Below are 22,959 nucleotides of genomic sequence, written 5' to 3' on the forward strand. Positions count from 1 at the left end.
TCGCTCAGCATGAGCCGTGACAAACCCTGTTTGTCCGAAAGCGAGGAAGGCCATGTCGAAGTGGATGGCAGCAGTGGTGGCTGTGCTCACGGCGGCGGGAGCGCTGGTTCCCGCGGTGGCGTGGGCGTACGGGCAGAAGGCCGGCCCCTGTTCGGTGAGCGTCTCCTGTGGGGGAGGCACCTCCGTGTCCTGTTCCGGGGCGAAGGTCTGTTACTGGAGGTACAACTCTCCCAGCGGTACGGGCTTCGTGGAGTGTGACTCCTACGGGCGCATCTACTGCGACCTGCTGCTGGACGAGCAGGGCGAGCCCATCCTCGAGGCGGAGTAGTCCGCCTCGCGCGGGGCTGTCAGAGCCGCAGCCCCGTGCCCAGCCGCTTGCGCACCGGCTCCAGCTCGCCGCGGTCCAGGTACATCTCCTTCAGCTCCAGGCGGCGCAGCTTCGGCAGCGCCTTCGCGGAGCGGAACGCGAGCACGCCCTCTTCGCTCAGCTCCTCGTTGCGTGACAGCTCCAACCGCTCCACCTGGAGCAGCGTCTTGCTGCTGGCGAGCGCCTGGGCGCCCTCGTCGGACAGGTTGTTGCGGTTGAGGGCCAGCAGCTTGAGCGAGCCGAGCGCCTTTCCCTTCGCGAGCGCCTGGGCGCCCTCGTCGGACAGGCCGGTGCCGGAGAGGTAGAGCGCCTCCAGCGTCAGCGAGCCCTTCGCGAGCGCGGCGAAGGCCGCCTCGGACAGCTCGGCGCTGGAGAGGCTCAGCGAGCGCAGGCCCTTCAGCGACGTGCTCGCGGCCAGCGCCTGCACGGCGGCGTCGTCGGCGCCGGCCACCATCAGCTTCTCCACGTGTCCCGCGTGCGGCGCCGAGGCCAGCGCCTTCGCCGCGTGTGCCACGCCGCGCCCGGTGAGCTTCAGCGTGCGCACGCGCTCGAACCAGGGCTGCCCGGCGGCGAGCCCCAGGCCCTTGCCGTCCTTCGTCTCCACCTGCAGGCGGTGCAGCGGCTCGCGGACGAACAGGGCTTCACCGTGCTTCGCGAGGTCGTCCTCGGGCAGGGTGGCCTGCTCGATGAAGCCCCGGCTGAACGTCACGTCGCTCGCGTGGGCTTCGTCGAACGGCTGGCGCCAGCGCCGGCCGTGCTCGGACAGCAGCGCCTGTACGCGCTTCGTGAGGGACTGGCGGCGGGCCGGGTCCAGGCGTCCGCTCAGCGCCACCTGCGCGTGGATGAGCTCGACGCGCGCGTCGTCGGTGCCACACAGCACGTCGGCGCAGACGAGCCTCGCCTCGTTGCTGGCGGGCTCGGCGGCGATGCGCGTCACCAATTCCTGGTAGGTGCTCATCGGGCGAGCAGCTCCTTCACCTCGCGCTGCCAGCGCGCCCCCAGCTCCGGGTGCACCATGCGCACGTAGGCGGCATAGCCCTCCAGCCACTGCGCGAAGTCCGGGCGCCCGCGCGCCTGCGACTCCACCCCGTGCTGACGGCAGTTGGCGAGGATGGCCTTGAAGCGGCGGCGCTCCTCGCGGGGAATGGAGACCTGTTGGTTGACGGTGAGGCCCGTCACCCGCTGGCGGCCGCCCTGACGCATGACGCGGCGCTTGGCGCCGTTCTCCGAGAAGCCCTCCTGCTGGAGGATGGCGTTCACCCACCAGAGGAAGCGGCCCAGCTTCTCGGGCGGCTGCTGGAAGGAGAAGGACAGGTCATCCGCGTAGCGCGTGTACGTGGCGCCCGCCTTCTTCGCGAGCGCGGTGAGGCGCGCGTCCATGCGGCGGCAGACGAGGTTGGCGATGGCCGGCGAGGTGGGCGCGCCCTGCGGCAGCACGCCGGGCCAGGCCACGGTGCCGTCCGGCAGCCGGGGCCGCCACGTGGTGAGGCCGGCGAGCGCGGAGGCCACCTCGTCGCCGTAGCCGTGCGCCTCGAAGAGGCCCTTCACGCGGCGGTAGTGCACGGTGGGGAAGAAGTCCTCCAGGTCCACGCGCACGACGACGGTGGAGCCCACGTGCGGCTTCGCATTCGTCACCGTGCTGCGCCCGGGGACGAAGCCGTGCACGGCGGGGTGCGCGGGCAGGTTCGCGAGGAGGGTGTCGAGGATGGCGCGCTGCGCGGCCTTGAGCTTCGCGCGCGGGGCGCAGATGCGGCGCGTGCCGCCGGAGCGCTTGGGTGCGTCGAACTCCACGTAGCCGGAGCCGGCCTCCGAGCCCGGGCGCATCATCGCGTCCAGCTCGGACTCCTGGAGGCCGGCGAGCTTCGCCACGTCAGCGCGCGTCTTGAGCGTGGGCAGCTTCGCGGTGACGGCGGGCTTGCGCTTCACCGGGGCGCGCATGCTCGGGTAGAGGCCGAAGCTCCAACCCGTGGGGTTCCACCCGCCCACGGCGGTGGCGCTGGGGTAGCGGGGCGGGTCGGCGCGGGTGTCGGGCGGAGAGACGTCCGCGAGCCCCAGGCGGCGCACGGAAGCGCGGGCATGGGCGGACACGCGCGAGTCCGGGTCCTTCACGCGGCGGCGGAGCTGTCCGGCGGCGCTGGCGCGGGCGAAGAGGAGGGGAATGAGGCGCACGGCCTGGAGGCGCTCGCGCGGGTCCACGCTCTTGAGGCGGCGGGCGACGGGCTCGAGCCAGGAGCGGCTGACGTAGAAGCGGGCGACCTCGTACTCGGCGAGGCCCTGGTTTCGCTCCAGCAGGGAGACGATGCGGTCGAAGTTCGCCTCGGGGTCGGCCAGCAGGGGTTTCAGCTCGAGGAGAAGGCCAACGAGGTCCATTCCGGTGCTCCGACCGCTGTGGAGGACTGCGAGCTCCTGGGGCCACCGCCACCTGCACGGCAGATGCGGACGAGGTCGGGGAAGCCCGCCAGGCGGACCTCGTACCGCTTCGTCCTTCAATGGGAGTCACAGGCAGCCGCGACGTGACATCGCGGACGGAAGGCTGGCTGCACGCGGCCCCAGGAGCAATGTGAAGAACAGCACATTCGACGTGGAGAAGGAAGGTCACCCTGCGTCGGGAGGGCCGTCCTCCTCCATCAATGCGAGCAGGGCGTCGCGCGGTCCACCCGGAGCGCGGCGTACGAGTGCATCGAGCTGGCGGCTTCGGGCGCGCACGCGCTCTCCGTGGGCGCGCATGGCGGGCAGGGCGTCCGCTTCCATGTACGGGCGGGCGAGCACGTCGAGGTTGTGGAGCAGTTCGCGGCGGCTGCGCGGCGCGGTGAGGGATGCGCTGACCCCCGGCTGCGAGAGCGAGTAGCGGTAGCAGTCCACGGCCGTGGGCAGTGGCGCGTCGGGCGGAGTGCCGGGCGCGGGCTGGAGCAGGCGGCCGTAGCAGGTGGCGGTGAAGGTGAGCACGCCGGTGCCGCGCGCCTGGGCTTCCGGAAGGAATGCTCCTTCCGCGCCCGGGTGCGCGGCGCTGTGGCGGGTCATCACCACGGGCCATGGATTCTGGCGGATGGCATCGCGGGCGAGGTCTCGCAGGTGCGTGGAGAAGCCGAACGCGCGGACCTTGCCCTCGGCGCGCAGGCGCTCCAGGGCCGCGAAGTCCTCGGCGTTGAGGCGCTCGGGAGAGCGGACCCAGAAGAGGAGGAACACGTCGAGCCACGAGGTGCGCAGGCGGCGGAGCGCGGACTCCACGTCACGGCGCAGCGCGGAGGCACCCGAGTGGTAGCTGCCCGCGACGATGACGAGCCCGTCGCGCAGGTTGCGGCCACTGCGGAGGAACTGCGTCAGCGCGGCGTAGCGCGGCTCCCAGAAGAAGGTGTTGAGGCCGGCCTCGTGCGCCTCGAAGAAGGGCTGCGGCGAGGTGAGGTGCGCACCGGAGAGGACGAGCGGCGAGACGGTGATGTCCGTGCGGCCGAGCGGGCGCGCGGAGGCGCGGGGCGGCACGGCGCGAGGCACGGGAGCGGTACGCGGCTGAGCGGGGCGCGAGGGACGGTGACGCGCGAGTGCGGGCTCGGAGGCGATGAGCTCGTCGGGGAAGACGAGGGTGAGGGCTTCGAGGTGCGTGACGACGCGCTCGGGTTCCTCCTTGCCGAGGAGGGCGGAGCGGAGTTGCTCGAAGGCGGACGCGTCCGCGAGGCGCAGGCGCCACGTCCACGCGGAGGTGCGCAGGGCTTCATCGCGCTCCCGCGTGGAGCCGTGCAGGAGGTCATCGAGGAGCACGTCGAGCGTGTCACTCGCTTCGAGGATGGATGCCGCGGCCGAACGGACCATGGGCGCGATGTCGAGCGACAGGCGCAGCAGGGCGCGCAGTTCCTCGCGACCGCGCGAAGGAGAGAGCAGCTCCGCGGCGCGAGCACGCATCCACGCATCGGGCGACTGTGAGCAGGCGAGGGCCGCGGTGCCGAGGTCGTGCTCGTCGGTGTCTTCAGGCCCCTCGGCGTGCATGGTGCTTCTCGCGAGCCGACGGCCCAGCGGAAGGAGCAGCTCGAGCGCGGTCCGGCGCAGTGTCGCGTCCGAATCCTCCGTGCACACTCGAAGCGCGGAGTCCGCGTCCAGCACCGCCGAGCGAATCCACGGGTCCTCGTGTGTCTCAGCCTCCTGACGCTCGGTCTCCGTGAGCAGGTCCAGCGACGCGAGCGCCCGCAGGGCCACGGCGCGCACGGCCGGGTCCTCATCGCGAGATGCGTGGATGAGCAGCTCCGGCTCCTCCAGGAACATGGCCGCCACCGCCACGGCACGGCGCTCACGAGTCGTGGAGGCACGAGGCGCGAAGCGCACCATCGCCAATGCGAAGGTCTCGGCGGTGGCGGGGGCAGGGGGCCTGCGCTCCCACGCGGCGATGACCTCCTCGCGCACGCGCTCATCCGCGTCTTCGAGCGCCGCGAGCACGTCATCGAGACTGTCGGGGTCGTAGACGAGACCGGACAACGCCGCGCGCCGGACCGCTGCCTCGGAGTGATGCAGGAGGCGACGCACTCGCTCCAGCAGCTCGGGATGCCCTCTACGCACGGCAACGCGCGAAGCCCAGGCCACCGCGCCCGGACGAGGCGGCGCCGCGAGGACACGGGAGGCGAGATCCACATCCTCCACGTCGATGCGCTCCAGCAGGGAATGCGCTTCCTCCGCCGCATGCGGCACACGGGGCTCGTCCAGCCAGCGCATCGCGAGCAGCAGCGCGTCCGCATCCTTCCGCTCACGAAGCCGCCGACGCGCGAGGAGACGCAGTGGCTCATGCGGGTCACCCAGCCACTCCACCAACTCGCGAGCGGAGAGTGACGAGGCAGGCGCCGCCTCCAGCCGCGCCGTCGTCACCGCCGGGTCTTCATTGCCGAGAGAGCCCGGCTGCTCCAGGACCGGAGCCGTTTCCGGCCCGGCGTGTGAAAAAGATGCCTCCGTCGGGGCTGCATTCCACGCCGTCTCGAGCCACGCCACCGCGGATCGCACGGGCCCCTGCGTTGAACCCTCCGCCGCCTTCCGCACACGCTGCTGCACGGCCGGATTGCCCGTTCCAATCCATGCCAGCGACTGCACCGCCGCATGGCGCACGCGCCAGAACGGGTCCTCCAGCGCACCGAGCAGCACTTCCATCGCTCCCGAGCCCGCGACGGAAGCCGAGGCCCGCACCACCGCCCGGCGCACCCACCACGCGGGCTCGTCCCGCACCGCGCGCACCGCATGAGCCAGCAATGCCTGTGCCCCCAGTCGCGCCAGCGCACGCCACGCCCTGTCTCGCACCAGCGGCATCGGGTCCGCGAGCGCATCGAGCAGCGGCTGGGCGAAGCGCGCATCCCGCGTCCCACCGAGCCGCTGTGCGGCCGACGCACGCACCTCCGCGTCCTCGTCGGTGAGCAGGGCCTGCCGCAGGGCGTAGCGTCCCGGGAGCGCGGAGGTGTCGACCTCGTCCACCGCCTCGCGCCGCACCGCGACGTCCTCATCGAGCAACCGCACCGTGGCGGGGTCCAGGTCGGGCATCGCCCCGGACTCTAGTCTCCCGCTCGCGGAATGTGCCGCGTGGACGAGCGGGGCGGCCCGGCTGCCTGACTGTCCATCACTCCCTTCAATCCGCATGAGCGGGCGGCCTCTCGTCGCGCGGGGCGCCGGAGGCTAGAGTCCGCGTCATGCCCGACATGCTGGCCATCATCAGCAAGGCGGTGTTCGAGAAGGAGGCCGCCGGCACAAAGCCCGGCGACGTGCTTCCGATGGACCGCTACCGCAGCAACAGCAAGCACCTGGAGTCGCTGGCCTCGGGCGGGCGGCTCTTCCTCTTCACCGTGCGCCCTCCCAACGAGGCGCTGTGGCTCGTCGCGGTGCTCGAAGGGCTCAAGTCCGATGCGGGGGGCTGGCGCTCCCGGCCCAACACCGTCCCCATCACCGACGTCACCTCGCTCATCCCGAAGATTCGCTTCGAGTCCGGCAAGGGCATCCAGGCCGCGAAGGGCGCGCTGGGCATGTCGCTGCAGACGCCTCGCGCGCTGGCGGCGGCGGACGCGGCGCTGCTCCTCCAGACGGCGGGAGGCGAGGACACCGGCGGCGGCCCCACCAACCTCACCTCGCACGAAGCCAGCCCGAAGCTCCCGTGCCTGTGCCGCCGCTGCCTTCCCAAGAGCCCCGAGCGCGCGGAGGCCAGTGGCCTCACCTTCGTGCGCTCGAAGGTGGAGACCGACGGCAAGGCCCTCTACTACTGGCTGCCCGAGGAGCTCGCTCCCAACGCGCGAGCCATCGCCCAGTCCGTGCGCAGCGCGCTGGTGGCGCGGCTCGGCGCCTGACGCGGACGACGCCTGTCCAGGGTGATGCGCGTGGTGCTCGGCACGCCGTAGCCCGTGGCCACGGCACGGCTACGACATCCGTCGCACGAGCATCTCCGGGGCCTCGGTGTCCTCGATGTGGCGCAGGCCCCACTTCGCGATGGCGAGCACCACCGCGCCCAGCTCGGCCCCCTTTCGCGTGAGCTCGTAGGTATAGCGGGGCGGATGTTGCTGGTAGGCCGTTTTGGCAATCACGCCCGCGGCCTCCAACCGCTTGAGGCGGTCGGCCAGGATGTTGGTGGGAATCGCTTCGGACGATTGCTGCAGCTCGCTGTAGGTGCGCTTGCCATCGAGCAGGTCTCGCACGAGCAGCAGCGACCACTTGTCTCCCACCAGGTCGAGCGTACTGGCGACCGGGCAGGACGAGCGGCGTGGACTGGCTTGGGGCTTCTGGCGCGGCTTCATCGAAGTCACCTTCTTTTATGAACACGACTTGCAGGTTGCAAGTCACTGCTCAGGCCGCTAGTGACTTGTAGAATGCAAGTCACATGGGAGGCCGACATGGCCCTGTCAGCGAGTCCTTCTTCCGCCGCTCCGTCTTCGCAAACGCCCGCCGGTCCGAGGGTCCGTCACGCCGTCGCGGCACTCCTGCTGGCGTGGTTCGCCCTGGTCGTGGTGCTGGGGGCGCGCGGAGCCTTCGTGGCGCCGCCCGGGCGTCCTCCGTTGCCCATCCTGCTCGGGTCCACCCTGCCGCTGGCGGTCTTCTTCGTGGCGCTGTGGCGGTGGCGGGCTTTCCGCGCGTTCGTGCTCGGCGCCGACCTGCAGGTGATGACGGCCATCCAGGCGTGGCGCGCCGGCGGGCTGGCCTTCATCGCCCTGTACGCCTTTCACCTGCTACCGGGCGGGTTCGCCTGGCCGGCCGGGCTGGGGGACATCGCTATCGGTCTGACGGCGCCGTGGGTCGCGTCGGCGCTGCGCCAACGTCCCGGCTTCGCTGCCAGCAAGACGTTCGTGGTCTGGCAGGTGCTCGGCGTGCTGGATTTGCTCTCCGCCGTCGGCTCGGGCGTGGCGCACACGCTGCTCGCCACGGGCGCGCCCGGTGAGGTCACCATGGCACCGATGGCGATGCTGCCCATGGTGCTGATTCCGATCTTCTTGGTGCCGTTGTTCCTGATGCTGCATGCCGCGGCGTTGCTCCAGGCGCGGGCAGCGGCCGCTACGGCTACTTCTTCAGCTCGGAGCCGATGAGCTGCCACTCCTGCGCGTAGGCGCCACGGGTGAAGGACTTCAGGTCCTCACCCGTCACCGTGCCGCGCGCGAGCGCCGTGTCGAGCGCGCGCACCACGGCGTTGCGGTGCGGCTGCTCGACGTACGGGTTGCCCTCGCGGAACACCTCGCCGAAGAGGGTCTCCAGCCGGCCGTCCTGCTTCAGGCGCTCGACGATTCGCGCCTGCGACGCGGGCTCGTCCTTGTGCGCGTGCAGCATGGCCGAGGCGAGGCCGCCCTGTGCATCCGGGTCGGGGAACTCGGAGAGCAACTCCAGCTCCGCGTCGGCTCCGGCGGCGGCCGCGAGGTCCTGAGTCGGGGTGCTCGGTGGCGTCACGGTTGGCATGGAGCGCGGCGTGGGCCGGCGCTCCGTCTCGAACTCGCTGCGTCCCTGGAAGGGCTGCACCGCGCGGTGCGTCGGGGTGCCCTTGGTTCCCGCGCTCGGCTGCGCACCCTTCGCGCCGGTGTCCGGCCGCTCCGCTCCGGAGCGCTCCGTGACCGGGCCCTTGGGGGAGGACGAGCGGTTGCCACCATCAATGCGCGACATGGGGGAACTCCAGGGGAGAAATCCCCGGGCGGACAGGGCCTGGGGAATTCCATGTGGGTTATCGGACGCAGCCGGCGCCAGTTGCGTCCTCCCGCAACGGTGGTGCCGCCCGGACTTTCCTGCATCTCCGGACCTCCACCACCCAACATTCGCGAACTGTAATGCTTACCGGCGTTTGGCGGATGACACCGGGAAGAGCCACTGCAACCCCTGCCAGAGGTCGTTCCTCCAGGCGGGGTAGTTGTGGCCGGCATTGTACTCCCGGTACTCCACGCGATGCCCGGAAGACGCGAGCAGCGGCGCCATGCGCTGGTTGCCCTCCAGGAGCACCTCGAAGCGGCCGCAGTCCATCCACACGTCCAGCGGGCGGCGAGGCGCCAGTCGGGCCAAATCAAAGACGACGAAGTCCCTCCCCTCCACCGCGAAGGCTCCGGACTGTGACAGCGCGCGGCCGAAGACCTCCGGTGCCCTCAAGGCCGTGAAGAGCGCCATCAGCCCGCCCAGGGACGAGCCCAGCACCGCGTGCGCGCCGGGCGCGTCCACCAGGTGGAGGTGCTCACGCGCCAGCGGCAGCAGGTGCTTCAACAGCAGGAACACCGTGTACTCGCTGCACGTGTACTCCACGCTGCGTGCCTCGCCGCCGTTGGACACGAAGGCCAGCGCCACCGGGCTCATCAGCCCGCGCGCCACCAGCGACTCCACCAGCTCCGGCAGCTTCACGCGCTTGAGGTAGTCGTCCCCGTCGAACACCACCACCAGCGGCACCGGGAAGGACACGGGCGGTGCGTACAGCGCCACCGCGCGCCTGCCGCCCACCGCCATGTCCTCCACCTCGAGCAGGTGCCGGGTGACGCGGCCTCGCGGCGCGCCGCGCGGGCGCTGGAGGACCTCCGGCGGCCCGCCCTCCGGCATGTGGAAGCAGTGGTTGAAGTCACCGAAGCCGTTGTCGGACACGCGCGGGTTGAAGGCGTCCGGCACCTTGCCGCCTCGCGAGTCGAGCAGCACGTACTCCACATATGCATCGCGCGGCAGCGTCAGCGTGCGCGCCCACAGGCCGGGGGCCACGCGCTCCAGCGGCAGTGGCTCGCCGCGCCAGTCCTGGAAGTCTCCCTGCACCGCCACCGGTCCGCGCCCGCGCCACACGAAGGTCGCGGTGTCTCCGTCGATGACCGGCGTGCCTTCCGCTCGCGCCCGCGCCTCCAGCGTCTTCACGTCCATGCGGCGCACCCTACGCCAGCAACTCCCTCAGCGTCGCCTCCAGCTCGGTGTGCCGGAAGGTGAAGCCCGCCTCCTCGGCTCGCTTCGGCAGCACGCGCTGGCCCTCCAGCGCCACCTTCGCCATCTCGCCCATCGCCGCCTTGAGCATGAAGGCCGGCACGTGCATGACGGACGGCCGCCCCAGCGCGTGGCCCAGCGCGTGCGCGAAGGCCTCGTTGGTGACGGGCGTGGGCGCGGTGGCGTTGACGGGGCCCTCCAGCGTTGGTTGCTCCAGCACGAAGAGGAGCAAGTCCAACGCATCCTCGCGGTGAATCCAGCTCACGTACTGCTTGCCGCTGCCCACCGGGCCGCCCGCGCCCATGCGGAAGGGCGGCAGCATCTTGTGCAGCGCGCCGCCGTCCGGGTGCAGCACTACGCCCATGCGCACCAGCGCGGTGTGAATGCCGGCGTCTCGCGCGCGCAGCGCCTCCGCCTCCCAGCCCCGGCACACCTGCGCGAGGAAGTCCTCCCCGGGCGAGCTCTCCTCTGTCAGCGGCTCCGCCCCACGCGTGCCGCCGTAGTAGCCGATGGCCGACGCCGACACGAAGCGCTTCACCGTGCCCGCGCCCTTCATCGCCTCCACGAGGATGCGCGTGCCCAGCACCCGGCTGTCGTGGATGCGGTGCTTCGCCTCCTTGTTCCATCGCTGTGCCACCGGCTCGCCCGCCAGGTGCACCACCGCCTCCGCCCCCGCCAGCGCGTCCGGCGACAGGGGCGTGTGGGTGTCGTAGTACGAGCCCGTCACCCCCTGGGGCAGCCTGCCCAGGCTCCGTTCAACGTTCCGCGCGAGCACGTGTACCTCGTACCCACGGGCCAGTAGACGTTGAACAAAGCCTGAACCCAGGAACCCCGTCGCCCCGGTGACGGCCACCTTCATGGTTGGGCTCCCGGAGCCGGAGCCGGCGCGGGAGCGGGAGCCGCGGGCGTGGACAGGTCCACCCCGACGAGCTGGCTCAACTGGGTGAAGAACGCCTCCTGCTCCTCCGGCTTCATCCGCCCGGAGTGCCGGAAGACGACGTTCCCCTCCGCGTCCAGCAGCAACACATTGGACGTCTTCTTGGGCAGGCCCCAGGGGGCGTCACCCAGCGTCCCGTCCAGGTCCACGAGGATGGGCACGCCCACCTTCTTCTCCTCGTCCCGCACGTACGAGAGGGCAATCTGCTTCGCGGGGAAGAAGTCGAACTTCTCCAGATTGGCCACCGCCACCACCCACGCGGCGTCCAGCAGGCCCCGCGCCTTGCCCCGCTCGAAGAGGGCTTCCTTCAAGGGCGAGTTGAGTGTCGTCGAGTCCTTGTCCTCGTAGAACAGGATGACCGGCTTCCCGCGCCACCGGGAGAGGCGCACCTCTTTCCCTCCCGACGTTCGTAACGTCGCGTCCACCGGGCCGTACGTAGGGTCGACGCCGTAGGCGCTTCCCGCCATCAGCGACGCCGTCAACGCACCTGCGATCCACGCCTTCATGAGGGCACCCCCGTGTACAAGGCTCATACGAACCTTAGACATACCCTTGACAATCCCTCGACGCAAACGCTACCTCTAGGGGGAAAGGCCACAGGATTTCCGGAGGAACGCCGCATGGCTCTCTCGCTTCGCACCGCTCGGCCCCCTTCCGGCGTGGTTCCCCTGGAGCAGGCCTGGTTGCACCTCGTGCAGACGGAGGTGGAGGCCTCGCTGAAGGCGCTCTTCGAGCTTCCGGACGAGTCCAATCTGGATCCTCGCTGGACAGCCGCCATGGACAGGGCACGCACGTATGCCCTGCGGCCGGCCAAGCGGCTGAGGCCGGCACTGGTCATGGCGGGGCACTCGCTGGCGCGGGCGAGCACGGCGGTGCCCTCGGGCCTGTGGACCTTCGCGGCGGGGCTGGAGCTGCTGCACACCTTCCTCCTCATCCACGACGACGTGGCCGACCAGGCGGAGCTGCGGCGCGGAGGCCCGGCGCTGCACCGCATGCTGTCGCCGGGGCGCACGGGCGAGGACCTCGCCGTCGTCGTGGGAGACCACCTCTTCGCCCGCTCGCTGGAGGCTATGCTCGCCTCCGGCCTGCCCGGCGCGCCGAGGGTGGTGCAGTACTACCTGGGCGTGTGCCGCCACACCGCGGCCGGGCAGTACCTGGACATCGACCTGGGTCGCGCGCCGCTGTCGGAGGTGACGCTCTTCCAGACGCTGCGCGTGGCGTACCTCAAGACGGCGCGCTACGGCTTCTGCGCCCCGCTGGTGTGCGGCGCGATGCTCGGCGGCGCCAGCGTGGAGCTGCTCGAAGGGCTGGAGCGCGTGGGTCGCCAGGTGGGGCTCGCCTACCAGCTGCGTGATGACCTCATCGGCCTCTTTGGCGACTCGAGTGTCGCGGGCAAGGCCGCGGACGGCGACTTCACGCAGGGCAAGCGAACCTTCCCCGTGCTGGCCGCCTACGCGCGCGCCGACGCCTCCGCTCGCGCGGAGCTGGAGTCCCTGTGGGCGCTGCCGATGGAGCAGAAGGACGAGGCCGCGCTCGCCCGCGCCCGCGCGCTGGTGGAGCAGTGGGGTGGCCGTGCCGCCTGCGAGCGCATGGTGGACCGGGCCTCGCGCGCCGCTCGCCGCTCGCTGCAGTCGCTGCCCAACCCCCAGGGCGTGAGGGATTTGCTGGACGCCCTCATCACCCGCCTCGCGCACCGCGCCGCCTGAGGACGCCATGACGAGCGCACGGACCCAGGGCAGACGGGTGGTGGTGGTGGGCGCGGGCGTCGGAGGCCTCGCGGCCGCGGCGCGGCTGGCGCACCAGGGCTTCGACGTCCAGCTCTTCGAGAAGACGGACGGGCCCGGCGGGCGATGCAACCAGCTTCGCGTGGACGGCTTCACATGGGACATCGGTCCCACCATCGTGCTGATGCCGGAGGTGTTCGAGGAGACCTTCCGCGCGCTGGGCCGCCGAATCGAGGACTACCTGACGCTGCTGCGGTGTGAACCGAACTATCGCATCCACTTCAGGGATGGCTCCGACGTCACCTTCACCTCCGAGCTGTGCGCCATGGGACGCGAGCTGGAGCGCGTGGAGCCCGGCAGCTACGAGCGCTATCTCGCCTTCCTGGCCCAGGGCCGCGTCCAGTACCGCACCTCGCTGGATTACCTCGTGGGCCGCAACTACGACGGCATCTCCGACTACTTCTCGCCGAAGGTGCTGGCGCGCATCCTCAAGGTCCGCGCGCACCGGCGCATGTACGCGGACGTCAGCCGCTACTTCCAGGACGAGCGCCTGCGCGCGGCGATGACGTTCCAGACGATGTACCTGGGCGTGTCGCCCTACGCGTCGCCCGCCGTCTACGGCCTCCTGCCCTTCACCGAGCTGGGCGTGGGCATCTGGTTCCCGAAGGGCGGGCTGTATGCCATTCCCCGCGCGCTGGAGCGGCTGGCGCGCGAGGAGGGCGTCCGCATCCATTACGGCACGCCGGTGGAGCGAATCCTCACCGAAGGCGGCCGCACCACGGGCGTGCGCGTGGCCGGCGGCGAGGTGGTGGAGGCGGACGCGGTGCTGTGCAACGCGGACCTGCCCTACGCGTACGAGAAGCTGCTGGACCCGAACGCCACTTCGCTCAAGCGCAAGGAGTCGCTGCGCTACACGTCCAGCGGCTACATGCTGTACCTGGGCCTCAAGCGGAAGTACCCGGAGCTCCAGCACCACAACGTGGTGTTCGGCCGGGACTACAAGGGCTCCTTCGACGACATCTTCGAGCGCTTCCGTGTGCCGGAGGACCCCAGCTTCTACGTGAATGCGCCCACGCGCACGGACGCGTCGCTCGCGCCGGAAGGCAAGGACGCGCTCTACGTGCTCGTGCCGGTGCCGCACCAGAACCCGGGCGTGGACTGGAAGGAAGAGGGCCCGAAGGTGCGCGCGAAGGTGTTCGCGCGGATGGCGGAGCTGGGCTTCCCCCGGCTGGAGTCGGACATCGAGGTGGAGCGCGTCTTCACTCCGGACGACTGGGCGTCCACCTTCAACCTCGCGCGCGGCAGCGCCTTCGGGCTGGCGCAGAACTTCACGCAGATTGGCCCGTTCCGTCCGCGCAACCAGGACGCGCGGGTGAAGAACCTCTTCTTCGTGGGCGCGTCCACGCAGCCGGGCACGGGCCTGCCCACGGTGCTCATCTCCGCGCGCCTCGTCACCGAGCGGCTGCTCACGTGGGCCCGTGAGGCGGGCGTCTCGCTGGCTCCGCGCGAGCAGGCACCGCGCTCGCTGGAGGAGGTGGCGGCATGAACTCGCACGACCAGATGGACCTGGTGGCGGATGGCTACCGTCGGGCGAAGGAAGTGACGCGCCATCACGCGAAGAGCTTCTTCTTCGCCTCGTACCTGCTCTTCGGCCAGCGGCGGAAGGCGGCCTTCGCGCTCTATGCGTTCTGCCGGCGGCTGGACGACCTGGTGGACGGGGACGGGGAGAACGTCGTGCCACTGGACCTGCCGGTGCGGCTGGCGAAGGCGCGGCAGATGGTGGCGGAGGTGTACCTGCCCATGCAGGAGCTGGCGTCGCCGGAGCTGGGCTCGCCGGCCGAGCGGCTGATGTCCGCCGAGGCGCAGTCCCCATGGCACCCGGGCGAGTTCGCCGCGCTGAAGCACACGGTGCGTCACTACCGGATTCCGGAGCAGCCATTCCAGGACCTCATCTCCGGCATGGAGATGGACCTGACGAAGAGCCGCTACCGCACGTGGGAGGAGCTGGACCTCTACTGCTACCGCGTGGCCGGCGTGGTGGGGCTGATGCTGACGCCGGTGCTGGGCTGCAGCGACGCGAAGGCCGCGGAGCCGGCGGCGGACCTGGGCAAGGCGATGCAGCTCACCAACATCCTCCGCGACGTGCGGGAGGATTGGGAGCGGGGCAGGGTGTACCTGCCTTCCGAGGAGCTGTCCGCCTTCGGGCTGGGCGAGGACGACCTGCGGCGCGGGAAGGTGGATGCCAGGTGGAGGGACTTCATGCGCTTCCAGGTGGAGCGCGCGCGCGTGTACTACGCGCGGGCCGCGGCGGGAGTGCACTCCCTCACCGGCTTCGGCAGCCAGTCGATGGTGCGGCTGATGGGCGCCATCTATGGCGACATCCTGCGGGACATCGAGGCGCGCGACTACGACGTGTTCAGCGCGCGGGCCCACGTGACGACGAAGCGCAAGCTGGCGCTGGCCACGGCGGCCTTCATGCGCCCCAGCGCGGCGCTGCCCGTGCCTCGGGGGAACACGGGCGTGCCGCTGCTGCCCACGGGGACGGGAGGGTGAGGGCGCGATGAGCGACGACCGCGTGAAGATGTTGCAGATGAAGCGCACCTCGCGCCTGTCGGGCTTCTACCGGCAGTCTCCGGAGCGGCGGCGGGCGCGGCTGGTGGAGGCGCGCTGGGTGACTCCCGAGGAGGCGGAGTCGCTGTCGGGGCTCGCCGGCTTCGACGAGGCGTGCGCGGATGCCATGGTGGAGAACGTCATCGGCATCCAGGGGCTGCCGCTCGGTGTGGCGCTCAACTTCGTGGTGGACGGGCGGGAGCGGCTCGTCCCCATGGCGGTGGAGGAGCCCTCCATCATCGCCGCCGCGTCGTACGCCGCGCGCCTGTGCGCGGAGGGCGGCGGCTTCACGGTGGAGGCGGACCCGCCCATCACCACCGCGCAGGTGGAGTTGCTGGACGTGCCCTCGCTGGAGGACGCGCGCGCGGCGCTGCATGCACACGCGGCGCTCCTGCTCGCGGAGGCTGACGCGCTCATCCCCGCCATGTGCGAGCGCGGCGGTGGCACGCGTGAGCTGGAGGTGCGGGTGCTGGATGCCACCACGCTGGTGGTGCACCTGCACATCGACACGCGGGATGCGATGGGCGCCAACTGCGTCAACTCGGTGGCGGAGGGCATGGCGCCTCGGCTGGCGGAGCTGGCGCGTGCCCGGCCGGGGCTGAAGATTCTCACCAACCTCGCGGACCGCCGGAAGGTGCACGTGCGAGCGCGGGTGCCCGCGTCGGCGCTGGTGTCCGAGGGCTTCACGGATGGGCTCGCTGTGCGCGACGGCATCCTCGCGGCGCATCGCTTCGCGGAGCTGGACCCGTACCGGGCCGTCACCCACAACAAGGGCGTGATGAACGGCGTGGACGCCGTGCTGGTGGCGTGCGGCAACGACTGGCGCGCGGTGGAGGCGGGCGCGCATGCGTGGGCGGCGCGCTCGGGTACGTACCGGCCGCTCACGTCGTGGCGCGCGGGCGAGGACGGTGTGTTGGAGGGCGAATTGCTCATGCCCCTGGCCACGTCCACCGCGGGTGGCGCGGCGCGCACGCATCCGGGTGTACAGCGGGCGCTGAAGCTGGCGCGGGTGTCCGGTGCGCTGGATTTGGCGGCGCTCGCCGGAGCAGCGGGGCTGGCCACCAACCTCGCGGCGCTCAAGGCGCTGTCCACGGACGGAATCCAGAAGGGCCACATGGCGCTGCACGCGCGGCGTGTGGCGGCGGAGGCGGGGGCGCAGGGCGAGCTCATCGAAATCGTCGCGGAGCGCCTGTCGCGCGAGCGCGTCTACCGGCCGGAGCGTGCGAGGGAAATCCTCGCGGCGGAAGTCGCCCGGCGGAAGGGAGCCCGGGGATGAAACGCACCCGCGTCGCGGTGGTGGGTGGTGGCATCGGCGGCCTCACGGCGGCCGGGCTGCTGGCGAAGGAAGGGCATGAGGTGACGCTCTTCGAGGGAAGCGACTCGCTGGGCGGCAAGGCCCGCGCCGTCACCGTGGACGGCGTCACCCTGGACACAGGCCCCACGCTGCTGACGCTGCCGGACCTGGTGCGCGGCACCTTCGACAAGCTGGACGCGCGGGACTTGATGCCTCTGCTCACGGAGCTGGAGCCGCAGTGCACGTACCGCTTCTCGGATGGGTGCGGCTTCACCGCGTACAAGGATTTGGAGCGCATGGCGGAGAGCGCCGGTGAGCTGCGGCCTGGCGAGCGGCGCGGTGTGCTCGGCTTCTACGAGGAGGCCGCGGCCATCTGGCGCGCCGCGGGCGAGCCGTACCTGGAAGCGCCCTTCGAGGGCATGGCCGGCTTCATGACGCGCGTGGCGAAGCGCGGCGTGGGCGCCGTCATGGCGGGGATGAAGCTCAGCACCCTGCATGACCTGGCGAGGAAGCACTTCCAGACGGACCACATGCGGCAGTACGCGGGCCGCTTCGCCACCTACGCGGGCGCATCTCCGTACCAGGCGAGCGCGGCCTTCGCGCTGATTCCGCACATCGAGCATGCCTACGGCGTGCACCACGCACGCGGCGGCGTGGGCTCGCTGGTGGAGGCGCTGGGGCAGGCGGTGCGGCGGCTGGGCGTGACGGTGCACCTGAAGACGCGCGCCCGCTTCGAGCGCACGGCGGGCGGCTATCGCGTGGGGCCCCGGGACGACGCGGAGCCGTATGGCAGCGTGGTGGTGAACGCGGACCCGCTGGAGACGCTGCACCGGGCGGACGAGCCGCTCGCGCTGTCGGGCTTCGTGTTGCTGCTGGAGGTGGATGGGCGTCCGCACCTGCCGCACCACACGGTGCTCTTCGGCGGGGACTACCTGCGGGAGTTCGAGGAGCTGTTCGGCGGACGGCTCGCGTCGGACCCGACGGTGTACTTCTGCAACCCGTCGGCGTCGGACTCCACCATGGCGCCGCAGGGGCGCACGGGGCTGTTCGTCATGGTGAACGCGCCGGCGCTGCCCGTGGGTGAGGCGGAGGCGGAGCGCGCCGCCCAGGCGTGGGAGCTGGGTGCCGAGCGGGTGAAGGCGCAGATGTTCGAGAAGCTGTACCAGCACTTCCCGGAGCTGCGCGGGCGCACGCGTGTGATTGGCCAGCGAACGCCGGTGGACCTGGCGGCGCAGGGGGCTCCGGGGGGCTCCATCTACGGGTTCCTGCCGCACGGGAAGTTCGGTCCGTTCCGCCGGCCGCGCATCCGTGGCTGCACGCCGGGCCTGTTCTTCGCGGGCGGAGGCACGCACCCGGGCGGCGGTGTGCCGCTGGTGATGCTGTCCGGTCGCTTCGCTGCGGAGCTGGCGTCGCAGCACCTGCGGAGGGGCGCATGAGGCCGCTGGGTGACCTGCCCGCGCTGCCCGATGCGGCGGGCGCATATCGCTGGTTCTACGCGGACGTCACCGCGGGGCCGTTCAGCGCGGTGTGCATCTTCATGCTCGGCTCGCTGTTCTCTCCGCGCTACTCGGTGGCGGCACGTCGAGGCGGCCGGCCCATCGAGCACAGCGCGGTGAACTTCGTGCTGTACCACGAGGGCGTGCGCCGGCTCTGGGTGCTGAGCGAGTACCCAAGGGCCGAGGTGGTGTCTCCGGGGCAGCTCCGCATCGGCCGGTCCACGCTGACGTACTCGGGCAGCGGCACGGTGCGCATGGACGTGGAGGACTGGACGGCGCCGTGGGGCCGGCCGGTGCGCGCGAGCCTCACGCTGGAGCCGATGACGCCGGTGGGCGAGGTGGTGCGGTTGATGCCCGAGTTGCCGCACTACTGGCAGGCACTGGCGCCGCGAGCGAAGGCCCGGCTGGAGGTGCCGTCGCTGGGCGTGGAGGCGGACGGGCTGGGCTACCACGACACGAACCATGGCGATGAGTTGCTGGGCGCGCGGTTGTCAGGTTGGCACTGGGCGCGCACGCACCGCGAGGACGCGACGGTGGTGGACTACCACCTGCCGGACGGAGTGCCGCCGCTGCGCGTGGTGGCGGAAGCACACGGTGTGCGGTGCGAGCGGGGCGCGGTGCAGGAGACGCATTGCACGAGCATGACCGGCTGGGGCCTGCGGGTGCCGCCACGGCTGCACGCGGGCAACGAGGTGGTGGGCGAGGCGCGACTGCTGGAGTCGTCGCCCTTCTACGCGCGACTGGAGGCGCGCAAGGGGCAATTCGATTCCATGGGCGAGGTGGCGGACTTCCGCCGCTTCCACTCGCCCTTCATCCGCTGGATGGCGCACTTCCGTACGCGCGTGGGACGGGCGGCATGAGCGCGCTCGTCATCATGTCCCTGGCTTGGACCGTCATGGCCACGGGCTTCAGTGGCGTGGCCCTCGCGAGACTGCTGCGCGCGCGGCGTTCCGCCCCGACGGGGAGCGCCAATGTCCCCGTGCTGCTGCTGCGCCCCGTGGACGCACCCACTCCGCGCGAGCTGGAGAACCTCGCGGCACCCATCGACTACGCGGGGCCGCTGGAGCAGGTCGTGGTGTCTCCGTACCGTCCGCGCCTTGCTCCGGGCGTGCGCTGGCTCCCGAGTGACCCGCTCACGCCGAACCGCAAGGTGGGCCACCTGCTCTACGCCCTGGATGTGCTCCAGACGCAGGGGCGCGTGGTGCTCGCGGTGGACGCGGATGTCGCGGTGACGGGTGCGCTGGTGGAAGGGCTCGCGGCTCCCATTGCCTCGGGGTCAGCGCTGAGCACCGCGGCGCCCACTCCCGTGGCCCCGGAGGACGGTGCGAGCCGTGCCATGGCCGGACTGCTGCGCTACACGCACCACAGCTTCCGCGCGCTCGATGTGATGAGCGCGGGCGCCAAGGCCGTGTGCGGCAAGGCACTCGGCTTGTCACCCGTGGCCATGGAAGCGCTGAAGGAGCTCGCGGACCACATCGGCGAGGACCTCGAGCTGTCGAAGCGGTTGCACGCACGCGGCCTGGACGTGGCGCTGAGCCCGGCTCCGGCGGTGGTGCCGCTGGGCACCGTGTCCTCCTGGGGCACACCGCTCGCGCGCTTCACGCGGTGGATGCAGGTGCTCGCGAGCCACCGCCCCTCGCTGTATCCCACGGTGCCGCTGCTCTTCACGCCCACGCTGCCGCTGGTGCTGCTGGCCGCGGTACTCGGTGCTCCCGTGCTCGCGGGCGCGGTGGCCGTGCTCGTCACCGTGCGCACGCTGCTGTCCCTGCGCCTGGCCGCATTGAGCGCCCCGGTCGGCACCACCGACACGGGCCTGCCGCACGCACTGACGGACTGGCTGCTGGGAGAGGGCCTGTTGCTCGCGGCCTTCCTGTGCTCGTTGTGGCAGCAGGGCACGGTGACCTGGAGGGGCCGCACCTATGCGCTCCAACCCGGAGGCCGCATGGTCCGCGTGTGGCCCGAGCTGAGTGGAGGACCGGGATGACCTACGCGCGCTTCCTCGGCATCTTCGTGGTGCTGCCCATCCTCTTCCTCGTGTGGCGCTACCGGCGCACCTTCTCTGCGCGGAGTCTCGCGCCCATGGGGCTGCTCCTCATCGTCGTCTACGTGGCGACGTCGCCCTGGGACAACGTGGCGGTGAAGTGGGGCCTCTGGGGCTTCGACCCGGAGCGCATCTGGGGCATCAAGCTCGGCTACCTGCCGCTGGAGGAGTACCTCTTCTTCGGCCTCCAGACGCTGCTCGTGGGGCTGTGGGCCCGCGCTCGCCTGACTCGGGTGCTCCAGCAGGAGCCCGCGTCCCGCCAACCCGAGCCGCGCGGCGAGGCCCGCTCGGGCGGACGGGAGCTCACGACCCGGGAGGTGGCGCCATGATGGAGACGAAGTGGGCCTACCTCATCCACCTGCTCGCGTGGACGCTGCCGCTCATCTTCTTCCAGCTCCTCGCGCTGGTGCGCCACTACAAGGAACGCTCGGGCGCGGTGCTCAAGGCGGTGCTGCCTCCGGCGTTCGTCGTGGGCGTGTACCTCTCCGTGGCGGACCACCTCGCCATCTCCACCGGCATCTGGAACTTCGGCGAGGGCCGGCACCTGGGCGTGTACCTGGGCCTCGTGCCGCTGGAGGAGGTGCTCTTCTTCCTGCTCACCAGCATCCTCGTGTCGCTGGGGCTGGCCCTGTTCACCGCGCTGGTGTCCAGGGCCCGGGAGGCGCGGGCGTCGTGATTCGCGCGCGGAAAGGCGGACCCTTCGGCTGGGTCCTGGACCAGTACATCCACCGGAAGTTCCGCTCGATGTTCCGGGGCCTCTGGGTGCGCGGCACGCTGCCCGCGGGTGACGAGGGCCGGCTCGTGTACCTGAACCACTGCAACTGGTGGGACGGCTTCATGCTGCACCAGCTCAGCCGCGCTGCGAGCTGGGATGGCTACTGCCTCATGGAGGAGGAGAACCTGCGGCGCTACCGCTTCCTCGCGCGCATCGGCGCCTTCAGCATCCGCCGCAAGGATGCGATGTCGTCGGTGGAGTCCCTGCGCTATGCGAAGGAATTGCTCCGCCGGCCGCGCGCCGCGCTGTATGTCTTTCCCGAGGGCGAGCACCGTCCCTTCGGCGTGTTCCCCCTGAAGCTGGAGCGGGGCGTGGAGTTGCTGGCGAAGGTGTCGAAGGTGGAGTGCGTGCCCGTCGGCGTGCGCTACGCCTTCTTCGAGCACGAGCGTCCGGACGTACTGCTGGAGGTCGGCGCACCGCACCCGCCGGGGCCGTTGTCCCTCTTCCAGGAGAGGCTGGAGGAGGTGGTGAGGCGCGTGGCGTCGGCGTCGTCGCTGGACGGCTTCACGCGCAAGGTGGCCGGAGCGCGTGGCGTGGCGGAGCGCTGGGACACGGTGCGGGGGATGGCGCCATGACGTTGCGCATCCGCACCATCGCCCGCCTGACGGGCATCCGCGAGGCCACGCTGCGCGCGTGGGAGCGGCGCTACGGCTTCCCGCGTCCGCACCGCACCGAGGGCAACAACTACCGCATCTACACGCGCGACGAGGTGGAGGCCATCCGCCGTGTCGCACGCCTCATCCAGCAGGATGGCCTGTCGGTGAGCGAGGCCATTGCCCAGGTGCGCGCCACGCCGCTCCAGGCCCTGCCCCAGCCGGAGCGCCTCAGCGAGCGCTTCTGGTCCGCCGTCATGGTGCTGGACGGGGAGGAGGTGACGCGCGTGCTGGACGAGGCGCAGGCCGCCATGGACGTGGGGGCCTACTGCGACACCTTCCTCATGCCGCTGCTGCGGGAGATGGGCGTGCGGCTGGACATCGCCCGCGAGCACCTGGCGTCCGCCTTCATCCGCCACCGGCTGCGGCAGGTGCTGGACTCGGTGGAGACGGTGGAGGACGGGCCGCGCGCGCTGCTCGCGTGTCCGGCGAGGGACCACCACGAGGGCGGCCTCCTGGCGCTGGGGGTGCACCTCAAGCGCAAGGGCTGGCGGGTGACGCTGCTGGGCGCGGACACGCCGGCCGAGGCGCTGCACAGCGCGTGCACGCAGGTGCGGCCGGACATCGTCGCGCTGTCCTTCGTGCGGCGCCGCGAGCCGGACGAGTTCCTGGAGGTGCTGGGGGACGCACTGCGGGCCTGCGCGCCCTTTCCCGTCGTGGTAGGAGGGGCGGGCGCTCGCGAGCACCTGAAGACGCTCTTCACGCTCGGCGCGCAGTACGCGGAGTCCTCGGAAGAGCTCGTCGCCATCTGGAACCAGGTGCGCAACGCGCAGAATCGTCCCTGACCTTCACCCGCCACATGGCCGAGCGCACCTACCGAATCCACATCGCCGCCGAGCTCGCTGGAGTGCGTGTGGAGCTCATCCGAGCCTGGGAGCGCCGCTATGGGGTGCTCAGCCCGCAGCGCACGCCATCCGGCTACCGCGTCTACACGGACCGGGACGTGGCGCTGCTCAAGCGGCTGAAGAAGCTGACCGACGAGGGCGTGGCCATCAGCGAGGCGGCGAAGCTGCTCCCTCAGTTGCGCGCGGAAGTCGGGGCCGAGGCGGCCGCCTTCACGGGCACCGGCCACGGCGCCAGCCTGGATGCGTGGCTGGAGGCGGCGCTGGCGGCGGCGAACGCGTATGACCAGACGCGGGTGTCGGCGGTGGTGGACGAGGTGCTCGCGGCGCTGTCGCCGCTGCGGGCCTTCGACGACGTGCTGGCGCCGTTGCAGCGCGAGGTGGGCGAGCGCTGGCACGCGGGGCGGCTCACGGTGGCGCAGGAGCACCTGGTGACGCAGGTGGTGCGGGCGCGGCTGGTGGGCCTGCTGCACGCGGCGCCGAACAGCGGGCGGAAGCACGCGGTGCTGGCGTGCTTCCCGGACGAGGAGCACGAGCTGGGGCTGTTGGGCGTGGCGCTGCGGCTGCGGCACTCGGGCGTGCGGGTGACGCTGCTGGGGCAGCGCATGCCGGCGGTGGACCTGGGGCGCGCGGTGGCGGAGATGCGGCCGGACTTCGTGGGCCTGTCGGCGGTGAATGACAAGGGCGCGGAGGTCTTCGGAGACACGCTGTCGCGCGTGGTGGAGGCGCTGCCCGGGAAGGTGCCCGTCTGGGTGGGCGGCCCCGCGGCGCAGGCGCACCCCGAAGTGTGCGCCCGCCTGGGCGTGCGTCTGTTCTCCGAAGAGGAGGACTGGCCGAGGTTGGTGGAGTAG

The 22,959-nt window shown here is 71.3% G+C and carries 23 protein-coding genes; 15 read left to right on the plus strand and 8 right to left on the minus strand.

Annotation, left to right across the window (positions count from 1 at the left end):
* Nucleotides 1-52: 52 nt before the first annotated feature.
* A complete protein-coding gene (locus ACVTJA_RS06750; RefSeq protein ID WP_465834802.1) occupies nt 53-328 on the plus strand; it encodes a hypothetical protein in 276 nt (91 codons plus the stop codon).
* A gap of 19 nt (nt 329-347) precedes the next feature.
* Here ACVTJA_RS06750 and ACVTJA_RS06755 read toward each other — a convergent pair whose 3' ends face one another.
* The 3 genes from ACVTJA_RS06755 to ACVTJA_RS06765 form a co-directional block, all read right to left on the minus strand.
* Nucleotides 348-1,325 (minus strand): hypothetical protein, encoded by a 978-nt coding sequence (locus tag ACVTJA_RS06755; protein WP_465834804.1) that lies wholly within the window; start codon nt 1,323-1,325, stop codon nt 348-350.
* Nucleotides 1,322-2,737 carry a reverse transcriptase family protein gene (locus ACVTJA_RS06760; RefSeq protein WP_465834806.1) on the minus strand — a complete coding sequence of 472 codons (1,416 nt, stop codon included), beginning with the start codon at nt 2,735-2,737 and terminating at the stop codon, nt 1,322-1,324. The genes ACVTJA_RS06755 and ACVTJA_RS06760 overlap by 4 nt, the downstream gene beginning before the upstream one ends.
* 225 nt (nt 2,738-2,962) lie before the next feature.
* Complete coding sequence (locus ACVTJA_RS06765; RefSeq protein ID WP_465834808.1) at nt 2,963-5,875, minus strand: HEAT repeat domain-containing protein; 2,913 nt, start codon at nt 5,873-5,875, stop codon at nt 2,963-2,965.
* Between the two features lie 146 nt (nt 5,876-6,021).
* Here ACVTJA_RS06765 and ACVTJA_RS06770 point away from each other — a divergent pair, with 146 nt between their 5' ends.
* Nucleotides 6,022-6,669, plus strand: coding sequence for a hypothetical protein (locus tag ACVTJA_RS06770; protein ID WP_465834810.1), 648 nt, complete (start codon nt 6,022-6,024; stop codon nt 6,667-6,669).
* 69 nt (nt 6,670-6,738) lie between these two features.
* Here ACVTJA_RS06770 and ACVTJA_RS06775 read toward each other — a convergent pair whose 3' ends face one another.
* Nucleotides 6,739-7,113: a winged helix-turn-helix transcriptional regulator gene (locus ACVTJA_RS06775; protein ID WP_465834812.1), complete on the minus strand. Its 375-nt coding sequence runs from the start codon at nt 7,111-7,113 to the stop codon at nt 6,739-6,741.
* Nucleotides 7,114-7,209: 96 nt separating this feature from the next.
* On the opposite strand from ACVTJA_RS06775, the gene ACVTJA_RS06780 reads away from it, so the two are divergent.
* A complete protein-coding gene (locus tag ACVTJA_RS06780; protein WP_465834813.1) occupies nt 7,210-7,896 on the plus strand; it encodes a hypothetical protein in 687 nt (228 codons plus the stop codon).
* On the opposite strand, the gene ACVTJA_RS06785 is transcribed toward ACVTJA_RS06780, so the two are convergent.
* The 4 genes from ACVTJA_RS06785 to ACVTJA_RS06800 form a co-directional block, all read right to left on the minus strand.
* Nucleotides 7,871-8,461 (minus strand): hypothetical protein, encoded by a 591-nt coding sequence (locus tag ACVTJA_RS06785; protein ID WP_465834815.1) that lies wholly within the window; start codon nt 8,459-8,461, stop codon nt 7,871-7,873. The genes ACVTJA_RS06780 and ACVTJA_RS06785 overlap by 26 nt on opposite strands.
* 165 nt (nt 8,462-8,626) lie before the next feature.
* Nucleotides 8,627-9,679: an alpha/beta hydrolase-fold protein gene (locus tag ACVTJA_RS06790; RefSeq protein WP_465834817.1), complete on the minus strand. Its 1,053-nt coding sequence runs from the start codon at nt 9,677-9,679 to the stop codon at nt 8,627-8,629.
* 10 nt (nt 9,680-9,689) lie between these two features.
* Nucleotides 9,690-10,595, minus strand: a complete 906-nt coding sequence (locus ACVTJA_RS06795) for a TIGR01777 family oxidoreductase (protein WP_465834818.1) — start codon at nt 10,593-10,595, stop codon at nt 9,690-9,692.
* Nucleotides 10,592-11,179, minus strand: coding sequence for a peroxiredoxin family protein (locus ACVTJA_RS06800; RefSeq protein ID WP_465834820.1), 588 nt, complete (start codon nt 11,177-11,179; stop codon nt 10,592-10,594). Before ACVTJA_RS06800 ends, ACVTJA_RS06795 begins: the two co-directional genes overlap by 4 nt.
* 114 nt (nt 11,180-11,293) lie before the next feature.
* On the opposite strand from ACVTJA_RS06800, the gene ACVTJA_RS06805 reads away from it, so the two are divergent.
* Genes ACVTJA_RS06805 through ACVTJA_RS06860 form a run of 12 tightly spaced genes read left to right on the plus strand, consistent with a single transcriptional unit; the run spans nt 11,294 to nt 22,959 of the window.
* A complete protein-coding gene (locus ACVTJA_RS06805; protein WP_465834822.1) occupies nt 11,294-12,379 on the plus strand; it encodes a polyprenyl synthetase family protein in 1,086 nt (361 codons plus the stop codon).
* Nucleotides 12,380-12,386: 7 nt separating this feature from the next.
* On the plus strand, nt 12,387-13,943 hold the full coding sequence (locus ACVTJA_RS06810) for a phytoene desaturase family protein (RefSeq protein ID WP_465834823.1): 1,557 nt from the start codon (nt 12,387-12,389) through the stop codon (nt 13,941-13,943).
* Nucleotides 13,940-14,950 carry a phytoene/squalene synthase family protein gene (locus tag ACVTJA_RS06815; protein ID WP_465834825.1) on the plus strand — a complete coding sequence of 337 codons (1,011 nt, stop codon included), beginning with the start codon at nt 13,940-13,942 and terminating at the stop codon, nt 14,948-14,950. Before ACVTJA_RS06810 ends, ACVTJA_RS06815 begins: the two co-directional genes overlap by 4 nt.
* Before the next feature lie 7 nt (nt 14,951-14,957).
* Nucleotides 14,958-16,283: a hydroxymethylglutaryl-CoA reductase, degradative gene (locus ACVTJA_RS06820; RefSeq protein WP_465834826.1), complete on the plus strand. Its 1,326-nt coding sequence runs from the start codon at nt 14,958-14,960 to the stop codon at nt 16,281-16,283.
* Entirely contained in the window at nt 16,280-17,737 is a 1,458-nt protein-coding gene (locus ACVTJA_RS06825; protein WP_465834828.1) for a phytoene desaturase family protein, read from the plus strand. Before ACVTJA_RS06820 ends, ACVTJA_RS06825 begins: the two co-directional genes overlap by 4 nt.
* A complete protein-coding gene (locus ACVTJA_RS06830; RefSeq protein WP_465834830.1) occupies nt 17,734-18,657 on the plus strand; it encodes a carotenoid 1,2-hydratase in 924 nt (307 codons plus the stop codon). Before ACVTJA_RS06825 ends, ACVTJA_RS06830 begins: the two co-directional genes overlap by 4 nt.
* On the plus strand, nt 18,654-19,781 hold the full coding sequence (locus tag ACVTJA_RS06835; RefSeq protein WP_465834832.1) for a glycosyltransferase: 1,128 nt from the start codon (nt 18,654-18,656) through the stop codon (nt 19,779-19,781). The genes ACVTJA_RS06830 and ACVTJA_RS06835 overlap by 4 nt, the downstream gene beginning before the upstream one ends.
* Nucleotides 19,778-20,167 (plus strand): lycopene cyclase domain-containing protein, encoded by a 390-nt coding sequence (locus tag ACVTJA_RS06840; RefSeq protein ID WP_465834834.1) that lies wholly within the window; start codon nt 19,778-19,780, stop codon nt 20,165-20,167. The genes ACVTJA_RS06835 and ACVTJA_RS06840 overlap by 4 nt, the downstream gene beginning before the upstream one ends.
* Nucleotides 20,164-20,514: a lycopene cyclase domain-containing protein gene (locus tag ACVTJA_RS06845; RefSeq protein WP_465834836.1), complete on the plus strand. Its 351-nt coding sequence runs from the start codon at nt 20,164-20,166 to the stop codon at nt 20,512-20,514. Before ACVTJA_RS06840 ends, ACVTJA_RS06845 begins: the two co-directional genes overlap by 4 nt.
* A complete protein-coding gene (locus ACVTJA_RS06850; RefSeq protein WP_465834838.1) occupies nt 20,511-21,188 on the plus strand; it encodes a lysophospholipid acyltransferase family protein in 678 nt (225 codons plus the stop codon). The genes ACVTJA_RS06845 and ACVTJA_RS06850 overlap by 4 nt, the downstream gene beginning before the upstream one ends.
* Complete coding sequence (locus ACVTJA_RS06855) at nt 21,185-22,051, plus strand: MerR family transcriptional regulator (RefSeq protein ID WP_465834840.1); 867 nt, start codon at nt 21,185-21,187, stop codon at nt 22,049-22,051. The genes ACVTJA_RS06850 and ACVTJA_RS06855 overlap by 4 nt, the downstream gene beginning before the upstream one ends.
* Nucleotides 22,052-22,065: 14 nt before the next feature.
* Nucleotides 22,066-22,959, plus strand: coding sequence for a MerR family transcriptional regulator (locus ACVTJA_RS06860; RefSeq protein WP_465834842.1), 894 nt, complete (start codon nt 22,066-22,068; stop codon nt 22,957-22,959).

It is taken from the genome of Pyxidicoccus sp. M6 (assembly GCF_055568925.1).

Excerpts from the sequence above, each read along its gene's own strand:
- ACVTJA_RS06780 (WP_465834813.1), top strand. The coding sequence starts at position 7,210 with ATGGCCCTGTCAGCGAGTCCTTCTTCCGCCGCTCCGTCTTCGCAAACG.
- ACVTJA_RS06825 (WP_465834828.1), top strand. The coding sequence starts at position 16,280 with ATGAAACGCACCCGCGTCGCGGTGGTGGGTGGTGGCATCGGCGGCCTC.
- ACVTJA_RS06845 (WP_465834836.1), top strand. The coding sequence starts at position 20,164 with ATGATGGAGACGAAGTGGGCCTACCTCATCCACCTGCTCGCGTGGACG.
- ACVTJA_RS06775 (WP_465834812.1), bottom strand. The coding sequence starts at position 7,113 with ATGAAGCCGCGCCAGAAGCCCCAAGCCAGTCCACGCCGCTCGTCCTGC.
- ACVTJA_RS06830 (WP_465834830.1), top strand. The coding sequence starts at position 17,734 with ATGAGGCCGCTGGGTGACCTGCCCGCGCTGCCCGATGCGGCGGGCGCA.
- ACVTJA_RS06820 (WP_465834826.1), top strand. The coding sequence starts at position 14,958 with ATGAGCGACGACCGCGTGAAGATGTTGCAGATGAAGCGCACCTCGCGC.
- ACVTJA_RS06785 (WP_465834815.1), bottom strand. The coding sequence starts at position 8,461 with ATGTCGCGCATTGATGGTGGCAACCGCTCGTCCTCCCCCAAGGGCCCG.
- ACVTJA_RS06750 (WP_465834802.1), top strand. The coding sequence starts at position 53 with ATGTCGAAGTGGATGGCAGCAGTGGTGGCTGTGCTCACGGCGGCGGGA.
- ACVTJA_RS06765 (WP_465834808.1), bottom strand. The coding sequence starts at position 5,875 with ATGCCCGACCTGGACCCCGCCACGGTGCGGTTGCTCGATGAGGACGTC.
- ACVTJA_RS06855 (WP_465834840.1), top strand. The coding sequence starts at position 21,185 with ATGACGTTGCGCATCCGCACCATCGCCCGCCTGACGGGCATCCGCGAG.
- ACVTJA_RS06755 (WP_465834804.1), bottom strand. The coding sequence starts at position 1,325 with ATGAGCACCTACCAGGAATTGGTGACGCGCATCGCCGCCGAGCCCGCC.
- ACVTJA_RS06840 (WP_465834834.1), top strand. The coding sequence starts at position 19,778 with ATGACCTACGCGCGCTTCCTCGGCATCTTCGTGGTGCTGCCCATCCTC.
- ACVTJA_RS06835 (WP_465834832.1), top strand. The coding sequence starts at position 18,654 with ATGAGCGCGCTCGTCATCATGTCCCTGGCTTGGACCGTCATGGCCACG.
- ACVTJA_RS06800 (WP_465834820.1), bottom strand. The coding sequence starts at position 11,179 with ATGAAGGCGTGGATCGCAGGTGCGTTGACGGCGTCGCTGATGGCGGGA.
- ACVTJA_RS06805 (WP_465834822.1), top strand. The coding sequence starts at position 11,294 with ATGGCTCTCTCGCTTCGCACCGCTCGGCCCCCTTCCGGCGTGGTTCCC.
- ACVTJA_RS06815 (WP_465834825.1), top strand. The coding sequence starts at position 13,940 with ATGAACTCGCACGACCAGATGGACCTGGTGGCGGATGGCTACCGTCGG.
- ACVTJA_RS06760 (WP_465834806.1), bottom strand. The coding sequence starts at position 2,737 with ATGGACCTCGTTGGCCTTCTCCTCGAGCTGAAACCCCTGCTGGCCGAC.
- ACVTJA_RS06790 (WP_465834817.1), bottom strand. The coding sequence starts at position 9,679 with ATGGACGTGAAGACGCTGGAGGCGCGGGCGCGAGCGGAAGGCACGCCG.
- ACVTJA_RS06860 (WP_465834842.1), top strand. The coding sequence starts at position 22,066 with ATGGCCGAGCGCACCTACCGAATCCACATCGCCGCCGAGCTCGCTGGA.
- ACVTJA_RS06810 (WP_465834823.1), top strand. The coding sequence starts at position 12,387 with ATGACGAGCGCACGGACCCAGGGCAGACGGGTGGTGGTGGTGGGCGCG.
- ACVTJA_RS06795 (WP_465834818.1), bottom strand. The coding sequence starts at position 10,595 with ATGAAGGTGGCCGTCACCGGGGCGACGGGGTTCCTGGGTTCAGGCTTT.
- ACVTJA_RS06770 (WP_465834810.1), top strand. The coding sequence starts at position 6,022 with ATGCCCGACATGCTGGCCATCATCAGCAAGGCGGTGTTCGAGAAGGAG.